Here is a 15030-nt window from a genome sequence, read left to right on the forward strand (position 1 = left end):
TTTGGGGCAAAAATAGCAGTTAAGATAGCTGGCAAATCCCCCGGAAGGCACCGTTTAATCCTGATGAAAATCACGGATTGATCACACTTAAAATTTAATAAATTCATTATTTATTTGTTTTTAAACAATAAATTTGATTGTTTTTAATGTTGCGCATTTGTTATGGCACAGGCTTTGCAGATTGTACATACAATGCTATACATAGCTTTTTTACGCAGCCGTTCATTTCTTCGGCAGCCAGATGACCATGAGGCGTAGCGATGATTACTTTCAACAATGTGACCAAGTTTTATGACGACGGCACGGTCGTGGTGGATGGACTGAATCTCACCGCACCCGGCGGCAAGATCACCGTGCTGGTAGGCCCTTCCGGTTGTGGGAAAACAACGTCACTGCGCATGATTAATCGGCTGATTGAGCCGTCTTCCGGCGACATTCTGCTTAACGGCGAATCCACCTCCGCCATGGACGTGGTGCAGCTGCGCCGCCGTATTGGCTACGTTATTCAGAATGCGGGCCTGTTCCCGCATCGAAACATCATCGACAACATTGCTACCACCGCGATCCTCAACGGCATGCCTAAGGCTAAAGCCCGTGCGCGAGCGGGGGAACTGCTGGAAGTCGTCGGCCTGGCCCCGCAGCTGGCCAAACGTTATCCGTGGCAGCTTTCCGGCGGCCAGCAGCAGCGTGTCGGGGTTGCCCGAGCGTTGGCCGCTGACCCGGAGTTCATGCTGATGGATGAACCCTTTAGCGCCGTGGACCCGGTGGTGCGTGACCAGTTGCAGGAGGAGTTTCTCCGCATTCAAAAGGAAGTGAGTAAAACCATCATTATGGTGACTCACGATATTGACGAGGCGATGAAGCTGGGCGATCTGGTCGCGGTCCTGAAGCCCGGCGGCAAGCTGGGGCAGATGGCGTCCCCGGGTGAACTGCTTAACGCCCCGCAGAGTGATTTTGTCGCCGACTTTATTGGCCGCGACCGCGGCTATCGCAAGCTGAGTTTCTACAATTCCGGGCCGCTTGCCTCAATGCAAACGGAGCCGACCGCCGAAGTGGGCACGCCTATTGATATGGCTCGCAACATTGCGGTGCAGCGCTGGCTGCTGGTCACCCGCGAAGGCAAAGCCTGCGGCTGGTTTGATACGCATCAGCAGGTTGAGGCCGTGGTGCCGGAGCACATTAATCTGGGCGCCACCTTCTTCCCGCAAACCGGCACGCTGCGCCAGATGCTTGACTCTGCGCTCAGCTCGCCGTGCCACCGGGCGGTGGTGATTGGCGAGCGGGCAGAGGTGCTGGGGACGCTGGGGCTGGATCACGTCCTGGATGCCTGTAAGTCGATGGCGCGGGAGGCGGTATGAGATTTGACTGGCTGTGGGCGCAGAGCGACAAAATTTTCCATTTGCTGCTGTGGCATCTCTACCTTTCGGTGACGCCGATCCTGATTGGCCTGCTGCTGGCCATTCCGGCTGGCTGGCTGGTGAGCAGTATGCCGCGCGTGAAGGGCGTCATTCTTAACCTGTTCGGGCTGCTGTACACCATCCCGTCTCTGGCGCTGTTTGTGCTGCTGCCGCCGCTTCTCGGCACGCAGATCCTCGACCCGATCAACGTGGTGGTGGCGCTGACAATTTATAGCTTTGCGCTGCTGGTCAGAACCGTGTGCGACGGGCTGGATTCAGTACCCACCGACACCCGGCAGTCCGCCTTTGCCCTCGGCTACAAACCGGTGCACCAGTTTTTCCAGGTTGATTTGCCGCTGGCGGTACCGGTGATTGGCTCGGGGATGCGGGTTGCCGTGGTGTCTAACGTCAGCATCGTTTCCGTCGCTGCGCTGATCGGTGCCCCGCAGCTCGGGTCGCTGTTTACCCAGGGGTTTCAGCTGCAGTTTCTGACACCGATTATTGCCGGCATCGTGCTGTGTATCGTGCTGGCTTTCGTGCTCGACTGCGTGGTTGTGGCCGTCACCCGCTCATTAAGCCGCTGGCAGCCAACAAGGGGATAAAGTATGTCTGACTGGTTCTTTACGCTCAGCCACTGGTATGGCGATGACGGTATTCTTCCGCTGCTGGCGCAGCATATCGGCTACAGCGCGGTGGCGCTGGCGATAGCGATAGCCATTGCGTTTCCGGTGGGCTGCTACACCGGCCATACCGGCAAAGGGGAGGCGCTGCTGATTGGCACCACCAACGCGCTGCGCTCCCTGCCGTCGTTTGGCCTGATTATCCTGCTGGTTATTCTGATGGCGGGCTACTTCGAGTCCGACATGGCCTTTATTCTGCCGTGCATCATCGTGCTGGTGGTATTAGCCCTGCCGCCTATAGCGCTGGGCGTGCATGCGGGGATTCGCTCCGTAGACCCCAGCGTGCACGACGCCGCCAAAGGCATCGGCCTGACGCCGTTCCAGGTGCTGACTCAGGTGGAGTTGCCCTGCGCCACGCCGTTGATTCTGTCCGGCATTCGCAGCGCCACGCTGCAGATTATCTCTACTGCCACCATCGCGGCCTACGTCTCCCTTGGCGGCCTGGGGCGGTTGATTATCGATGGCCGTGCGGCGAACGATTTTGCCCAGATGACCGCTGGCGCGGTGCTCGTTGCCATTCTGGCGCTGCTCGTGGATGTGTTCTTTTCCCTTTCGGTGAAGTACGTGGTGTCCCACGGCATTTCCCGACGTATCAAAACCCAGTGATGTTGAGCCCGTTAATTACACAAGGTGAAAGCGATGAATATGAAGAAACGTTGTTTGACGCTGTTGAGTGCCGCGATGCTGTCCGTTGTTTCCTCCGCGTGGGCGGCAGATGCGGGGCAGAAGGTGATTATTGGCTCGGCTGACTTCCCGGAAAACCAGCTGCTGGCGACGATTTACGCCGGGGCGCTGGAAGCACAGAACATCCCGGTGGAGAAGAAGCTCAACATCGGCAGCCGTGAAGTTTACATTCCGGCCCTGCTGGACGGCTCCATTAACGTTATCCCTGAGTACAGCGGCGCACTGCTGAGCTACCTGGATGCCAAGAACACGGCGCACAGTTCTGACGAAGTGGCGACCGCGCTGGCGGCGAAGCTGCCGGCCCAAGTGAAAATGCTGAATACCTCCGTGGCGCAAAACAGCGACGTTATCGCCGTCACCAAAAAAACGGCGGATAAATACAACCTCAAAACGATTGAAGACCTGAAGCCTCACGCGGCGGAGCTGATTCTGGGCGGCCCGGCCGAATGGAAAACGCGTCACGAAGGCGTGCCGGGGCTGAAAGAAGTGTATGGCCTGAACTTCAAGAGCTTCAAAGTGCTGGACGTGGCTGGCCCGCTGACGCTGACCGCGCTGAAGAACAACCAAATTCAGGCGGCGGATTTAACCTCCACCACGCCGGAAATTCAGAAAGACCATCTGGTGGCGCTGGCCGATCCGAAAAACCTGTTTGCGGCGCAAAATATCGTCCCGATTGTGGCCACTACTACGCTGAATCCGACGATTGAGGGCACGCTGAATAAAGTCTCGGCTCAGTTGACCACCGCGGATCTGATCGCCATGAACGGGCAGCTTGCGGAATTTGCCAGCATTGATGACGTGGCGCATCAGTGGCTGGTTAAACATGGTCTGAGCAAGTAAGGGCGAACGATGACAAGACAAACTGGCTCCACCGCACGTTCCCATGAAACCGTCACCTTAGGCAGGGCGCAAACCACCATTGACGAGCTGGTACGCATTGCCGACGGGGCGCCGGTCGAACTGGCCCCCGAAGCCCTGGCGAATATGAACCACGTCAGCGGCTATATTCGACGGGCAATAGATGAGGGGCAGGTGATCTACGGCCTGACCACCGGGGTAGGCGACCTGGTGACGGAGCGCCTTTCCGCCGACCAAATCGCCAGCGTGCAGCTCAATATGCTGCGCAGCCACGCCTGCGGGATGGGGCCAGATTTGTCCGTGCGTGAAGTGCGCGCCATGATGGCGGTGATGCTGAAGTCGCTGCTGCAGGGTTATAGCGGCGTCAGCGCCGAGCTGGCGACACGCATGGCCGAAATGCTTAACCGGCAGGTGACGCCATGGTCACCGGCCAGCGGCTCGGTCGGCTATTTAATTGCGACGGCCCATATCGGGCTGTCTCTGTTTGGCGAGGGGCAGTGCTGGTATCAGGGCGAGCTTCTGCCGTCCGCCGAAGCTTTGGCAAAAGCGGGGATTGCTCCCCGAGTGCCAGGCCCGCGCGAAGGCCATGCGCTGATCAGCGGCACCTACGAAATCACCGGCCTGGCGTGCCTTGCCGTGCATGATTTTGAGCGGCTGCTGCCTGTGGCGGACATGGCCGGCGGTATGTGCCTTGAGGCGCTGAAGGGCAATACTCGTGGCTATGATGCCCGTCTGCACGCCCTGCGTCCGCACGATGGGCAGCAGAAAACCGCCGCGATTCTTCGCCGGTTACTGAGCGGCAGCGAGATCTTTGCCCGCTACCGCGACCATCGGGTGCAGGATGCGCTCAGCCTGCGCTGCATTCCGCAAATTCACGGCGCGGTGCGCGACCAGCTCGCCCATTGCCGCCAGATTGTGACTATTGAACTCAATTCGGTGACCGATAACCCGGTCTTCCTTATCGAAGAAGATGCGCTGGTTATTCTGCCCGGTGGCAACGGGCACGGTGCGCCGCTGGCGCTGGCGCTGGATTCTCTGGCCGTTGCCATTGCCCAGGTCAGCACGGCGTCCCAGGCGCGATCGGATCGTATTACCAACGTGCACCTGAGCGGCCTGCCTGCGTTCCTGGTGGGCAGAAGCGGCGCGAACTCCGGGATGATGATCCCGCCTTACGTGGCCGCCGCGCTGGCGGGGGATAACCGCAGCCTGGCCGCGCCGTCGAGCGTGCATACCGTCACCACCTGCGCCGGGCAGGAAGACCATATCAGCATGGGCGTTTCTTCGGCACGTAAAGCAATGCTGGCGGTGAGCAACGCGGTGGATATCGTTGCCATTGAGCTGCTGTGCGCCAGCCAGGCGCTGGAGTTTCACCGTCCGCTTCGCGCCTCGGTTGGCGCGGAGTTAACGCTGAGCATGGTGCGTGCCCGCGTGCCGTTCCGGGAGACGGACACGGCGCTATACCCGGATATGCATGCCGTGCGCGATTTGATTGCTGAAGGTGAGCTGAGCCAACGGCTGCTCGCCCTGGTTGAGGAGTCCGAACATGAGTGAAGCATTGCAACCGCTGAAAGGCGTCAGAGTGCTTGATTTATCCCGTGTGCTGGCCGGCCCGTGGTGCGCCGCGCTGCTGAACGATCTCGGGGCGGAAGTCATCAAGATTGAGATGCCGGGCAGCGGGGATGACTCCCGTAGCTTCACCCCGCACATCGGCGGGGAAAGCAGCTACTTCATGCAGCTTAACCACGGCAAGAAAAGCGTCACTCTGGATTTAAAGGCAGCGGAGGGGCTAGCCATTCTTAAGCAACTGGTGGCGCAGGCCGATGTGCTGGTGGAGAACTTCCGTCCGGGCGTAACCAAACGCCTCGGCATCGACTACGCGACGCTGCAGGAAATCAACCCGCGGCTGGTTTACGCCAGCATTTCCGGGTTTGGGCAGCACGGGGCGATGGCTCACAAAGCTGCCTACGACCATATCGTGCAGGCCTACGGCGGCATTATGCAGGTCACCGGCTGGGCGGAAGGAGAGCCAACACGCGTCGGCGATGCCATTGGGGATGTTGTGGCCGGGTTGTACGGCAGTTGGGCGGTACTCGCGGCGTTGCTGCAGCGCGGGATCAGCGGCAAAGGGCAGCATCTTGATGTGTCGATGCTCGACACGATGGTGACGATGCAAATGGTTTCCCTGACCCAGTGGATCGGCGGGCAGCCTTCCGCCGGGCGACTGGGCAACGCGCACCCGATCAGCGCCCCGATGGACAGCTATCCGGCGCAGGATGGCCACATTGTCATTGCTGTCGCCAACGATAAACTTTTCCGCCAGCTTTGCTCGGCGATGAATAAGCCCGAACTGGCAAGCGATCCGCTGTATCTCACCGATCCGCTACGCCTGGCGAACCAGCGGCCACTGCGGGAAGAAATTGAGCGCTGGCTGGCGGATAAAACGGTGAACGACGCTCAGGCCATTCTGGACCATGCGGGCGTCCCGGCTTCTGCCGTGCTGCGTCTCGACCAGATTCTGACCAGCGACTATGCGAAAGAACGTGAACTCGTTAAGCAGGTAACGCACCCGACGGCAGGCACCATCTCTATTGTTCCGCAGCCGGTGAAAATGAGCGCCATGCAGGCCGAGCCCGCGCTGGTGCCGCCTGGGCTGGGTGAGCATACGGCCAGCGTGCTGCGAGAATTACTGGCTATCGACGAGGCCACGCTGGCGCAGCTCAAGGCGCAGGGCGTCATTTAACCGGCGGAGAACGAAAATGGTGCAAATAAAGAAAGTGGCGGTGGTCGGGGCTGGAACGATGGGCGCACGCATCGCCGTGGTGATGGCGCGAGCGGGCTACCGCGTTAGCCTGTGGTCGCGCTCTGAGCCGACGCTCGATAAAGCGCGGACTATTGTGGCATCGCTCGGCGCTGGTGAAACCGTAGAGTTCACCACCTCCTTTGAGGCTTGCCTGAGCGACGCCGACCTGGTGTCCGAGAACGTTGCCGAAGACGTAGCGCTCAAGCAGCGAGTGCTGAGGGATGTCGAGCGGCTGGTGAGTGAACATTGCGTTATCACGACGAACACTTCAAGCGTGTCTATTACGCTGCTGGCCTCGGCCTTGAGCCAGCCGCAGCGGCTGATCGGTATGCACTGGTTTAACCCGGCGGATACCATGCCGATGATCGAGATTGTGCGCGGGGCACAGACCGGGGATGACATCTGCCAGCGCGTGAGGGACATCTGCCAGCACCTGGGGAAAGAGACTATCGTCGTCAACCGGGATATTCCGGGCTTTATTATCAACCGGCTGCAGTACGCGATGCTACGCGAGGCGCTTTACCTGGTGGATGCCGGTATCGGCTCCGTAGAGGATGTAGATCGGGCGGTGCAGCGCACGCTGGCGCCCCGCTGGGCGGCGATGGGGCCGATGAAGCTAATGGATTTTGCCGGGCTGGACACGGTAGAAAAAGTGGCCGGTATTTTACTGCCAGCACTGGATAACAGCCGTGAACTCCCTGCGTGGCTAAAAGCCAAAGTGGCCGGCGGTAAGCTCGGCGCGAAAAGCGGGGAGGGCTTCTATGGGTGGACCGCAGAGACCGCCGCAGCCGGAATGCGCCACCGGGATGAAATCGTCAGGCAGCTGACCGGGGGAGAGAAGCATGAGTGATATCCTTTCTCTCGTTGATGGCGCGGTTGCGGTGGTGACGCTCAACCGGCCACAGAAATACAACGCGCTCACGGCTGAGATGCTTGATGAGCTGCTCGGCGTCTTAACCGAGCTGGACGGGCGACCGGACGTCAGGGCGATCGTTTTGCTTGGCTCTCCCAAAGCATTTTCTGCCGGGGCGGATACCGGCACGCTGGCGTCTGCTTCGGCGACAACATTATGGCGCAGCGGGTTCAGCGAGAAGTGGGATCGGGTGGCGAGCATTGAAACGCCGCTGATTGCCGCCGTGTCTGGCTACGCTCTGGGCGGTGGCCTGGAGCTGGCGCTGCTGTGCGACATTATCATCGCCGATTCCAGCGCCGTCTTCGGCCTGCCGGAAAGCCACATCGGGATTATCCCCGGGGCGGGCGGGACGCAGCGGCTGGTGCGCGCCGTGGGCAAATCGCTGGCGATGGACATGCTGTTAAGCGGCAGAAGAATTGACGCGCAGGAAGCGCTGCAGGCCGGGCTTGTCAGCCGCGTGACGGATTCGCTTGAAGAGCAGGCTTTAGCGCTGGCGACTCAGGTGGCAAAAGCCGCGCCGCTTGCCGCGATGATGATCAAAAAAGCCGTGGCGGCCAGCTACGAAATGCCGCTGAGCGCGGGCGTGGCCTACGAGCGATCGCTCTCTGCGTTAATTGCCGACAGCGAAGACCGGGCGGCGGGGCTGGTGGCGTTTAAAAATAAGCAATCGCCCGAGTTTAAGGGGCGATGAAGTGAGATAACGCTGAAACCGGCAGCCAGTCTGCCGGTTTTTTTTATGCCGAAAGGGTGACGCGAGCGAAAAGGGAAGAGGCCGCAGAAACCACGCTGACCGTGGCCGGGGCGCTCATCAACAGGCTGTCGTAGTGTTGTAATACCTGTCGTTCACCGTTGACCTTAACCTCCAGAACGTCACCGGCATTAAATAGCAGCTGTGTACCCTGCTGGTGTTTCCAGGTGCCTTCCCGCAGCCAGCTTACCGTGGCTCGCGTGCTCTCTGCTTTATAGATGACGTTAAAGTCCAGCAGCGGCCCGCCGACAATCGCACAGCTGACTTCGCTCTCGCCGCTAAAATCCGTGGCCTGGAACGGTGGAATCAGCGGGCTTTGTTCGCCGTCGACGGTGAGATACATGCCTTCGCCTTCCAGCACGCTGATATTGCGCAGATAGCCTGAAAAAAGAGAGAAAGGGCCGTCCTGGCGGATGGTCGCCACCGAAATGCGCCAGGCGTAGTTATCTGTCGCCGGGAAACGATAAATTTCCCGCGTCACGCCCTGGCCGTTTTTCCAGGGCATTTCCGGGCACTGCTCGTAGGGCAGAAGCTGGATCATTTGTGCATGCTTCCTTCGAGGCGGTAGCGTGAACCCGGGTAAACCAGGCGCACGCTGGTGACGATTTTTTTGTTCTGGCGGCCGGTCCAGGTGCGACGATTGACCTGCAGGCAAGGCGTGTGCTCGTCGATTTCCAGATAAGCACACTCTTCGCGAGGCACGTTTACCGCCTCAATAATATGCTCGCCCTCAACGATGGGCGCGATGGACGAAAGATAGGCGTTAGGCGTGATACGGGTGAAATCCTGCTGGAAGTAATCCGGCACGATCAGCGAGTTCACCAGGCGGTCTTCCAGCATCACCGGGACGCCGTTTTCGTAGTGGCAAATCAGCGAATGGAACAGGCGGCTTCCCTTGGGTAAATTGAAGGCCATGGCCTGCTGCGCGTCGGCATACACCTGGGTTAGCTCCAGCACGCGGGCGTGATGGCGGTGGCCGCGGCTGGCAATTTCGTCGGCAATATTATTTATTTCGAGCAGCGCGGACTGCCCGCGCACTTCGGCGACGAAAGTCCCGATACCCTGCATACGCACCAGCAGACCTTCGGCGGTCAGTTCACGCAGGGCGCGGTTGATGGTCATGCGGCTGTAGCCAAACTGATTCACCAGTTCACTTTCGGAGGGAACCCGGTAGTTTACTGGCCATAATCCACTATGAATATTGGTCTTAATAATGATTTTGACCCTTTCATAATAGGGGGCCGGCTGGTCCAGATTGTCGGTCTCTGCCGCTGCTTTAAAAACGTCGTTTTGTGCCATTCATCATTCCTCGCCCGGGTATCCTTTAAAGTTTACTCTACCCCTATTTGGATGTATATATACATGCATGTATATACAATTGATTAACATCGAACCGGGGGGCTGATATGGCGGTATATTTCGCGGCAAAAGCGCTTCTGCCGCAGGGCTGGGCGGAAAATGTCAGAGTGGGCGTTTCGCCCGAGGGCGTCATTCAGTCAGTGGCTGCTGACAGCGTGCCGGATGAAGGCGATATTCGCGTGGACGGCGTTGTTGTGCCGGGGATGCCGAACCTGCATTCGCACGCATTTCAGCGGGCGATGGCGGGGCTGACGGAAGTCGTTGGCGACCCGGCAGACAGCTTCTGGACGTGGCGCGATCTAATGTATCGCCTGGTAGGCAAAATCACCCCGGAACAGCTGGAGACCATCGCCAGCTATCTGTATATCGAAATGTTAAAAGCCGGCTATACCTCGGTGGCCGAGTTTCACTATCTGCATCACGATGTGGACGGCAAAGCCTACGCGCAGCCTGCGGAGCTCGCGCTGCGCGTTGCTCAGGCCGCAAAAAATATTGGCATTGGCCTGACGCTGCTCCCGGTGCTATATACGCATTCCGGTTTCGGGGGCCAGCCCGCATCGGCAGGGCAGCGTCGCTTTATTAACGACACCGACAGCTACCTGAAGCTGTATGACAGCATTGCCACAGCGCTTGCCCCAGAACCGATGCAGCGCGCTGGGTTATGCTTCCATTCGCTGCGCGCCGTGACGCCGGAACAAATGCATCTGGTGCTGTCCAGCCAGCCGCAGTCTCAGCCGGTACATATTCATATTTCCGAGCAGCAGAAAGAGGTGGCGGACTGCCTCGCCTGGTCCGGGCTGCGCCCCGTCGAGTGGCTGTATGACAATATGCCCGTCGATGATCGCTGGTGCCTGATTCACGCCACCCACATCACTGAAAGCGAAACACGGCTTATTGCTGATTCCGGCGCAGTTGCCGGGTTGTGTTTGACGACCGAAGCGAATCTCGGGGACGGCATTTTCCCCGGGCAGACGTTTTTGCAGCAGGGCGGCAACTGGGGCATTGGCTCCGACAGCCATATCAGCGTCAGCGTTAGCGAGGATTTACGCTGGTTTGAATACGGCCAGCGGCTGAATAACCGCCGTCGCAATTTGTTGCACCTTGAAACGGAGCCTTATGTCGGCAACGTGCTCTACCAGGGGGCGCTTCACGGTGGGCGCATGGCGCTGGGGCAAAACATTGGCGAGCTGGCCGTAGGGGCGAGGGCCGACTGGCTGGTGCTGGACGGGGACGATCCGTTCCTGGCGACAGCGAAAGATAGCGAGCTGTTGAACCGCTGGATTTTTGCCTGCTCTTCTAACCCAATCAAAGACGTTATGACCGGCGGGAAATGGGTGATACGCGAAGGGCGGCATGAGAAAGACGCAGAGATCAAAGCGGACTTCTCGCAGGTGTTGAAGCAGCTAACGCATTAGTTACCCGGTGAAAATGCATATCCGCTATTGAGCTATCCGCCTCCGGGCTTTCAGGTTTTAATGCTGGCCTGCAAGTTCACGAGGAGAAAATCATGGCCAATGCACGTTATGCTATTTTGGGCGGCAGCTCTGGTATCGGGCTGGCGCTTGCCCGGAAGCTGACGTCTCGCGGAGACAGCGTCCTTATCGGCGGACGATCGGGGGAAAAACTGCAGGCGGCATTAGCTGAGCTTGGCCAAAATGCCGCAGGTAAAACGGTGGACGTGACCGATCGCCTGTCTCTCCGGGCATTCTTTTCGGAGGCCGGGCCGCTGGCGGGGTTGTTTACCCCGGCGGCCTCTTATCAAACTGGTGATTTCCGCGACGGCGATGCCGCCACGTCCGAAGCGCTGTTTCAGGCCAAATTCTGGTCACAGTATTGGGCCGTCTATGAAGCTCTTCCTAATCTGCATGCTTCCTCTGCCGTGGTGCTGATGTCCGGCGCGGCTTCTGCTCGCCCCATTGGTGCGCCAGCCTATGCCGCCTGTAACGCGGCGCTTGAGGGACTGGCTCGGGGCCTGGCGGTGGAGCTGAAGCCGGTGCGGGTCAACTGCCTGTCGCCGGGCACCACCGACAGCGAACTTTGGCGTAGCCGACCGGCTGAAGTGCGTGAATCGACCTACCAATATTGGAACAGTCTGGCGTTAAATGGTCGCCCAGGACACGTAGATGAACAGGCCGCAACGGCACTTTTTTTACTGGATAATCATAATATTACCGGCAGTACAATTTATTGCGATGGCGGCTATACGCTGCGCCAGGCACGTTTGTCCGTGGGTGCTTTCGCACTCAAGTTAGCCCCGCCCGGGCCGATATTTTTTGCAGACCAACAATATGGGATGAATTAAATGACAGGTCCGATTGGCAGCATTGGCGTTTCTGTTCCCTCGATGGGGGCAAATATTGCGGCAAAGGTTAAAGCTCCGGTGGTCCCCGCCCCGGCGATCCAGGCCTCAACGCGCGTCACCCTCAGCGGAGCGAGCGACAGCATCAGCGCCGTTTACTCGTTCGGTGCCCAAAAGCTTCGGGCGAATACGCCCGCAGGCAACAGCAGTTTATCCGCGCTGATGGGGGCAACCCTTTCGCAACCGGGCTCTGTCTCGTTCCAGGGGCTGGGTAAAGAGCTTCTGCTGGCGCTGAAAGACAATCCGAAAGGCTTCTCTCTGGCGGTTGCCTCGCCTGCGGCGGCCGCCGTAGAGGGCGACGTTGTGCAGGACAAAGACAGCGCGGTCGCGCTGAATATCGAGACAAAGAGCGGCGTTAAGGTCAGCATTTCGTTATCCCGCCAGTCTGAAGGGCTGGTCGCGCAAGTTCAGACCAGCGGCGGCGATCTGACCGACGACGACGTGGCGGCGATCTCGGGCCTGGCGGATGGCTTCCAGAACGTGCTTGATGGCCTGTCGCAGCAGCCACCGGCGATAAAAATTGGCGGACTGCTCAACGTTGATAGCAGGCTGTTCAAGTCCGTGGAGCTGAACACCGATGTCAGCCAGGCCGGCAGCTCAATCCAGTCTCTGAGTTTCCAGAGCGACAGCGCTCGGCGCACGCTCAGTTATAAAGATGGCGACGCCACGTTTAACCTGACGACCGACCTCAGTAACGCGGGGACATTGGGCAGCAAAAGTCAGCAGGCCCAGGCGCTTTCCGCCTATGAGAAACAGCTCGACGGAGCCGGATCCCGCGGCCATGCGAACAAAGCCCAGCTTGCCCTGTTTAAAAGCGCCTTCCACGCGCTGAACAGCGATTATGGCTCTAACGAATCGAAAATCAGTGGGATACAGCAAAGCATCACTGTTTCTGCAGAAGATAAAACACGCTCTTACTTGAGCGGGCTGGCTGATTTTACCGCGTCCTTTAAACAGTCGGACGTGGCCTCAAACCCTTACAAGTCAGAGGAAAAAGACAGTTTTTCCTATGACTTTAGCCAGACCACTCAGGGCAGCACCGATACCCGGGGTGACCTGAGCAAGCTGGCTCAGAGCACGAAGGCGAGTCTCAAGGCCAGCTATCATGAGTCGCTGGTCCCGGGCGGGAAATTGGATCTCACGGGACTGAAATCCTCACAAAACTATACTTATCATGTGATTAGTGAAGAAACGTCGACCCAAACAACGCTGGCGTTCAAAAAGGGCAATCTGGCGAGCGTGGAAACCAGCCGCGCGACCCATAACGCCGAATATGTTCAGACTTACGTTGCGGCTCGTTTGACCGATGAGAAACGCACCCCGTTTGACAAGGAAGAGACGAAGAAGGTCAATCTCCTGGCGGATAATGTCAATCTGAAATCAACCAATCCATTGAATCTTAAATAATCCTGCTACCCACGCTGCGGCGTGGGTTTTTTACCTCTCTCGGGGAACCTGCGCGCCGGCGCTACCACTCAGCCTCAATTGCACAACGAGTGGAATACCCTCCGATGAGAAACATCCTTAATACTTTCCGTCCTACACAGTCCGATCCTCGCCTGCAGGCGCAAAGTGGCCAGTCAAGCCGCACCGCCAGAACGTCGGCCACGGCATCGTCGTCCCGCAACGTGAATAACCCGTCCACACGGTTGGTGCAGGATTTCGCGAAGCTAAGCGGCAAAAACCTGAGGGCCAACGTGTTGCTTAACAGCGATGATAATTCGGTACCTATTCACCATAAAAGTCCGTCGGCGCTGCTGAAAGCGATAGACGATAATATTTCAAATACGGCCAGAGAGTGGGGGATGCCTAAGCATGAGGTTGAGGCGATGCTGGGCAGCAGCAAGCGCATTAACGAGCCTGTTTGCGGCGTTACGGCGAATAACGTGATGAAGCTTTTCCTCGACACCGACCATTTCAGCTACGCTTTTGAACACGGGCGAACAATGTCGTTACCCCAGCTTCAGCAACAGCTTGCCAATTTACCCGCCCACAAACACTTTATTTTGCGCGTGAATGACGCAGGTATGGGCCATGCTTACGTGATTGATCTTCCGGCCAGCACAAAACCAAGGCGCGATGCGTTTCTGTATCAGTCTGATCTAGGTGAAGGCGCGACTCGTCCCCTGCGTCTTGACGACTGGATGAGCAAGAAAGCTGCACAGCCGGTATCGCTGAACGATATCAATACGCATTTTATGAACATGGCGCACGGGCGAATCGATCCGGGGCATATTGCTAAGCTGTTCGACGTCGACAGTAATCCGAATATGCTGCGCCCGGAGCGCCTGGATCTACAAAGGAATCAAGGTTTTAATTTTCAGCTGGCGGAATACGACCCGGCGAATCTGGAGAAAAACGTCTCGGCGATTAAAGCCCGATGCGGCTAAGTATTTGCCGCCGGTAGCAGGGAATAAATCCACATTTAATATGGATTTATTCCGATTTGTCGCCAGAGAAAAAGCGGCATTGGGGCTGGACTAACTCAATGTGATCTCTATCATGTCGGGGTCACTACAGAACAAGAGAACGTGCTATGCAACATATCATCGAAGGCTTTCTTAACTTCCAGAAAGAGATTTTCCCGCAGCGCAAAGAGCTCTTTCGCAGCCTGGCGTCCAGCCAAAATCCTAAAGCGCTTTTTATTTCCTGTTCCGACAGCCGACTGGTGCCGGAGCTGGTAACACAGCAGGAACCGGGGCAGCTCTTCGTTATTCGTAATGCCGGCAATATCGTGCCTTCTTTCGGTCCGGAGCCGGGCGGCGTTTCTGCAACCATCGAGTACGCGGTTGTTGCCCTTGGCGTAACCGATATTGTGATTTGCGGGCACTCTAACTGCGGTGCGATGAAAGCTATAGCCTCCTGCCAGTGCCTGGATCCGATGCCGGCCGTTGCGCACTGGCTGCACTATGCCGATGCGGCAAAAGCGGTCGTGGAAAAGAAAACCTGGAACAACGAGACCGATAAGGTCAACGCCATGGTAGAAGAAAACGTTATCGCCCAGCTGAACAATATTAAAACGCATCCTTCCGTCGCGGTAGGGCTGCGTAACAACGGCCTGCGCCTGCACGGCTGGGTTTACGATATCGAAAGCGGTGAAATTCGCACGCTGGATAAAAACAGCAAATCCTTTGTTTCCCTGGCGGAAAACCCTGACGTTTGTTTCGAATAAATTAACGCCAGCGCTCTTGCAGATAAAAAAATCCACGCTTTGCGTGGATTTTTTACATCT

At 57.9% G+C, this 15030-nt stretch carries 15 protein-coding genes; 13 read left to right on the forward strand and 2 right to left on the reverse strand.

Going from position 1 to position 15030, the window contains the following annotated elements; genetic code table 11:
- The first annotated feature begins 260 nt into the window (after window positions 1–260).
- From F3J28_RS04605 to F3J28_RS04640, 8 genes are read left to right on the forward strand one after another with little or no spacing between them, the layout of a single operon-like run.
- Complete coding sequence (locus F3J28_RS04605; protein ID WP_039303885.1) at window positions 261–1358, forward strand: ABC transporter ATP-binding protein; 1098 nt, start codon at window positions 261–263, stop codon at window positions 1356–1358.
- Window positions 1355–1999: an ABC transporter permease gene (locus F3J28_RS04610; protein WP_008454132.1), complete on the forward strand. Its 645-nt coding sequence runs from the start codon at window positions 1355–1357 to the stop codon at window positions 1997–1999. Before F3J28_RS04605 ends, F3J28_RS04610 begins: the two co-directional genes overlap by 4 nt.
- 3 nt (window positions 2000–2002) lie before the next feature.
- The gene (locus F3J28_RS04615; RefSeq protein ID WP_039303879.1) at window positions 2003–2683 is read left to right on the forward strand and encodes an ABC transporter permease; all 681 of its coding nucleotides are present in this window, start codon (window positions 2003–2005) and stop codon (window positions 2681–2683) included.
- A 33-nt stretch (window positions 2684–2716) separates the two neighbouring features.
- Entirely contained in the window at window positions 2717–3601 is an 885-nt protein-coding gene (locus F3J28_RS04620) for an ABC transporter substrate-binding protein (protein WP_166873208.1), read from the forward strand.
- A gap of 9 nt (window positions 3602–3610) precedes the next feature.
- A complete protein-coding gene (locus F3J28_RS04625; protein WP_166873211.1) occupies window positions 3611–5170 on the forward strand; it encodes an HAL/PAL/TAL family ammonia-lyase in 1560 nt (519 codons plus the stop codon).
- A complete protein-coding gene (locus F3J28_RS04630) occupies window positions 5163–6359 on the forward strand; it encodes a CaiB/BaiF CoA transferase family protein (protein WP_166873214.1) in 1197 nt (398 codons plus the stop codon). Before F3J28_RS04625 ends, F3J28_RS04630 begins: the two co-directional genes overlap by 8 nt.
- A 16-nt stretch (window positions 6360–6375) precedes the next feature.
- On the forward strand, window positions 6376–7269 hold the full coding sequence (locus tag F3J28_RS04635; protein ID WP_166873217.1) for a 3-hydroxyacyl-CoA dehydrogenase family protein: 894 nt from the start codon (window positions 6376–6378) through the stop codon (window positions 7267–7269).
- On the forward strand, window positions 7262–8023 hold the full coding sequence (locus F3J28_RS04640) for an enoyl-CoA hydratase-related protein (RefSeq protein WP_166873220.1): 762 nt from the start codon (window positions 7262–7264) through the stop codon (window positions 8021–8023). Before F3J28_RS04635 ends, F3J28_RS04640 begins: the two co-directional genes overlap by 8 nt.
- Before the next feature lie 43 nt (window positions 8024–8066).
- On the opposite strand, the gene F3J28_RS04645 is transcribed toward F3J28_RS04640, so the two are convergent.
- Window positions 8067–8621 (reverse strand): HutD/Ves family protein, encoded by a 555-nt coding sequence (locus tag F3J28_RS04645; protein WP_166873222.1) that lies wholly within the window; start codon window positions 8619–8621, stop codon window positions 8067–8069.
- Window positions 8618–9379: a histidine utilization transcriptional repressor HutC gene (hutC, locus tag F3J28_RS04650; protein ID WP_008454147.1), complete on the reverse strand. Its 762-nt coding sequence runs from the start codon at window positions 9377–9379 to the stop codon at window positions 8618–8620. The genes F3J28_RS04645 and hutC overlap by 4 nt, the downstream gene beginning before the upstream one ends.
- A gap of 107 nt (window positions 9380–9486) precedes the next feature.
- Between hutC and F3J28_RS04655 the strand changes: the two genes are divergently transcribed.
- From F3J28_RS04655 to F3J28_RS04675, 5 genes are all read left to right on the forward strand, one after another.
- Entirely contained in the window at window positions 9487–10854 is a 1368-nt protein-coding gene (locus tag F3J28_RS04655) for a formimidoylglutamate deiminase (protein WP_166873225.1), read from the forward strand.
- A gap of 92 nt (window positions 10855–10946) precedes the next feature.
- On the forward strand, window positions 10947–11741 hold the full coding sequence (locus F3J28_RS04660; protein ID WP_286177922.1) for an SDR family oxidoreductase: 795 nt from the start codon (window positions 10947–10949) through the stop codon (window positions 11739–11741).
- Window positions 11742–13205, forward strand: a complete 1464-nt coding sequence (locus F3J28_RS04665) for a hypothetical protein (RefSeq protein WP_166873227.1) — start codon at window positions 11742–11744, stop codon at window positions 13203–13205.
- Between the two features lie 104 nt (window positions 13206–13309).
- Complete coding sequence (locus F3J28_RS04670) at window positions 13310–14188, forward strand: cycle-inhibiting factor (RefSeq protein ID WP_166873231.1); 879 nt, start codon at window positions 13310–13312, stop codon at window positions 14186–14188.
- Between the two features lie 146 nt (window positions 14189–14334).
- Window positions 14335–14970, forward strand: a complete 636-nt coding sequence (locus F3J28_RS04675) for a carbonic anhydrase (RefSeq protein ID WP_166873234.1) — start codon at window positions 14335–14337, stop codon at window positions 14968–14970.
- Window positions 14971–15030 lie beyond the last annotated feature (60 nt).

The sequence above is a fragment of the Enterobacter sp. Ap-1006 genome (assembly GCF_011752835.1).
In the GTDB taxonomy this organism is placed as follows: Bacteria; Pseudomonadota; Gammaproteobacteria; order Enterobacterales; family Enterobacteriaceae; genus Cedecea.

Excerpts from the sequence above, each read along its gene's own strand:
- F3J28_RS04605 (WP_039303885.1), top strand. The coding sequence starts at position 261 with ATGATTACTTTCAACAATGTGACCAAGTTTTATGACGACGGCACGGTC.
- F3J28_RS04610 (WP_008454132.1), top strand. The coding sequence starts at position 1,355 with ATGAGATTTGACTGGCTGTGGGCGCAGAGCGACAAAATTTTCCATTTG.
- F3J28_RS04615 (WP_039303879.1), top strand. The coding sequence starts at position 2,003 with ATGTCTGACTGGTTCTTTACGCTCAGCCACTGGTATGGCGATGACGGT.
- F3J28_RS04620 (WP_166873208.1), top strand. The coding sequence starts at position 2,717 with ATGAATATGAAGAAACGTTGTTTGACGCTGTTGAGTGCCGCGATGCTG.
- F3J28_RS04625 (WP_166873211.1), top strand. The coding sequence starts at position 3,611 with ATGACAAGACAAACTGGCTCCACCGCACGTTCCCATGAAACCGTCACC.
- F3J28_RS04630 (WP_166873214.1), top strand. The coding sequence starts at position 5,163 with ATGAGTGAAGCATTGCAACCGCTGAAAGGCGTCAGAGTGCTTGATTTA.
- F3J28_RS04635 (WP_166873217.1), top strand. The coding sequence starts at position 6,376 with ATGGTGCAAATAAAGAAAGTGGCGGTGGTCGGGGCTGGAACGATGGGC.
- F3J28_RS04640 (WP_166873220.1), top strand. The coding sequence starts at position 7,262 with ATGAGTGATATCCTTTCTCTCGTTGATGGCGCGGTTGCGGTGGTGACG.
- F3J28_RS04645 (WP_166873222.1), bottom strand. The coding sequence starts at position 8,621 with ATGATCCAGCTTCTGCCCTACGAGCAGTGCCCGGAAATGCCCTGGAAA.
- hutC (WP_008454147.1), bottom strand. The coding sequence starts at position 9,379 with ATGGCACAAAACGACGTTTTTAAAGCAGCGGCAGAGACCGACAATCTG.
- F3J28_RS04655 (WP_166873225.1), top strand. The coding sequence starts at position 9,487 with ATGGCGGTATATTTCGCGGCAAAAGCGCTTCTGCCGCAGGGCTGGGCG.
- F3J28_RS04660 (WP_286177922.1), top strand. The coding sequence starts at position 10,947 with ATGGCCAATGCACGTTATGCTATTTTGGGCGGCAGCTCTGGTATCGGG.
- F3J28_RS04665 (WP_166873227.1), top strand. The coding sequence starts at position 11,742 with ATGACAGGTCCGATTGGCAGCATTGGCGTTTCTGTTCCCTCGATGGGG.
- F3J28_RS04670 (WP_166873231.1), top strand. The coding sequence starts at position 13,310 with ATGAGAAACATCCTTAATACTTTCCGTCCTACACAGTCCGATCCTCGC.
- F3J28_RS04675 (WP_166873234.1), top strand. The coding sequence starts at position 14,335 with ATGCAACATATCATCGAAGGCTTTCTTAACTTCCAGAAAGAGATTTTC.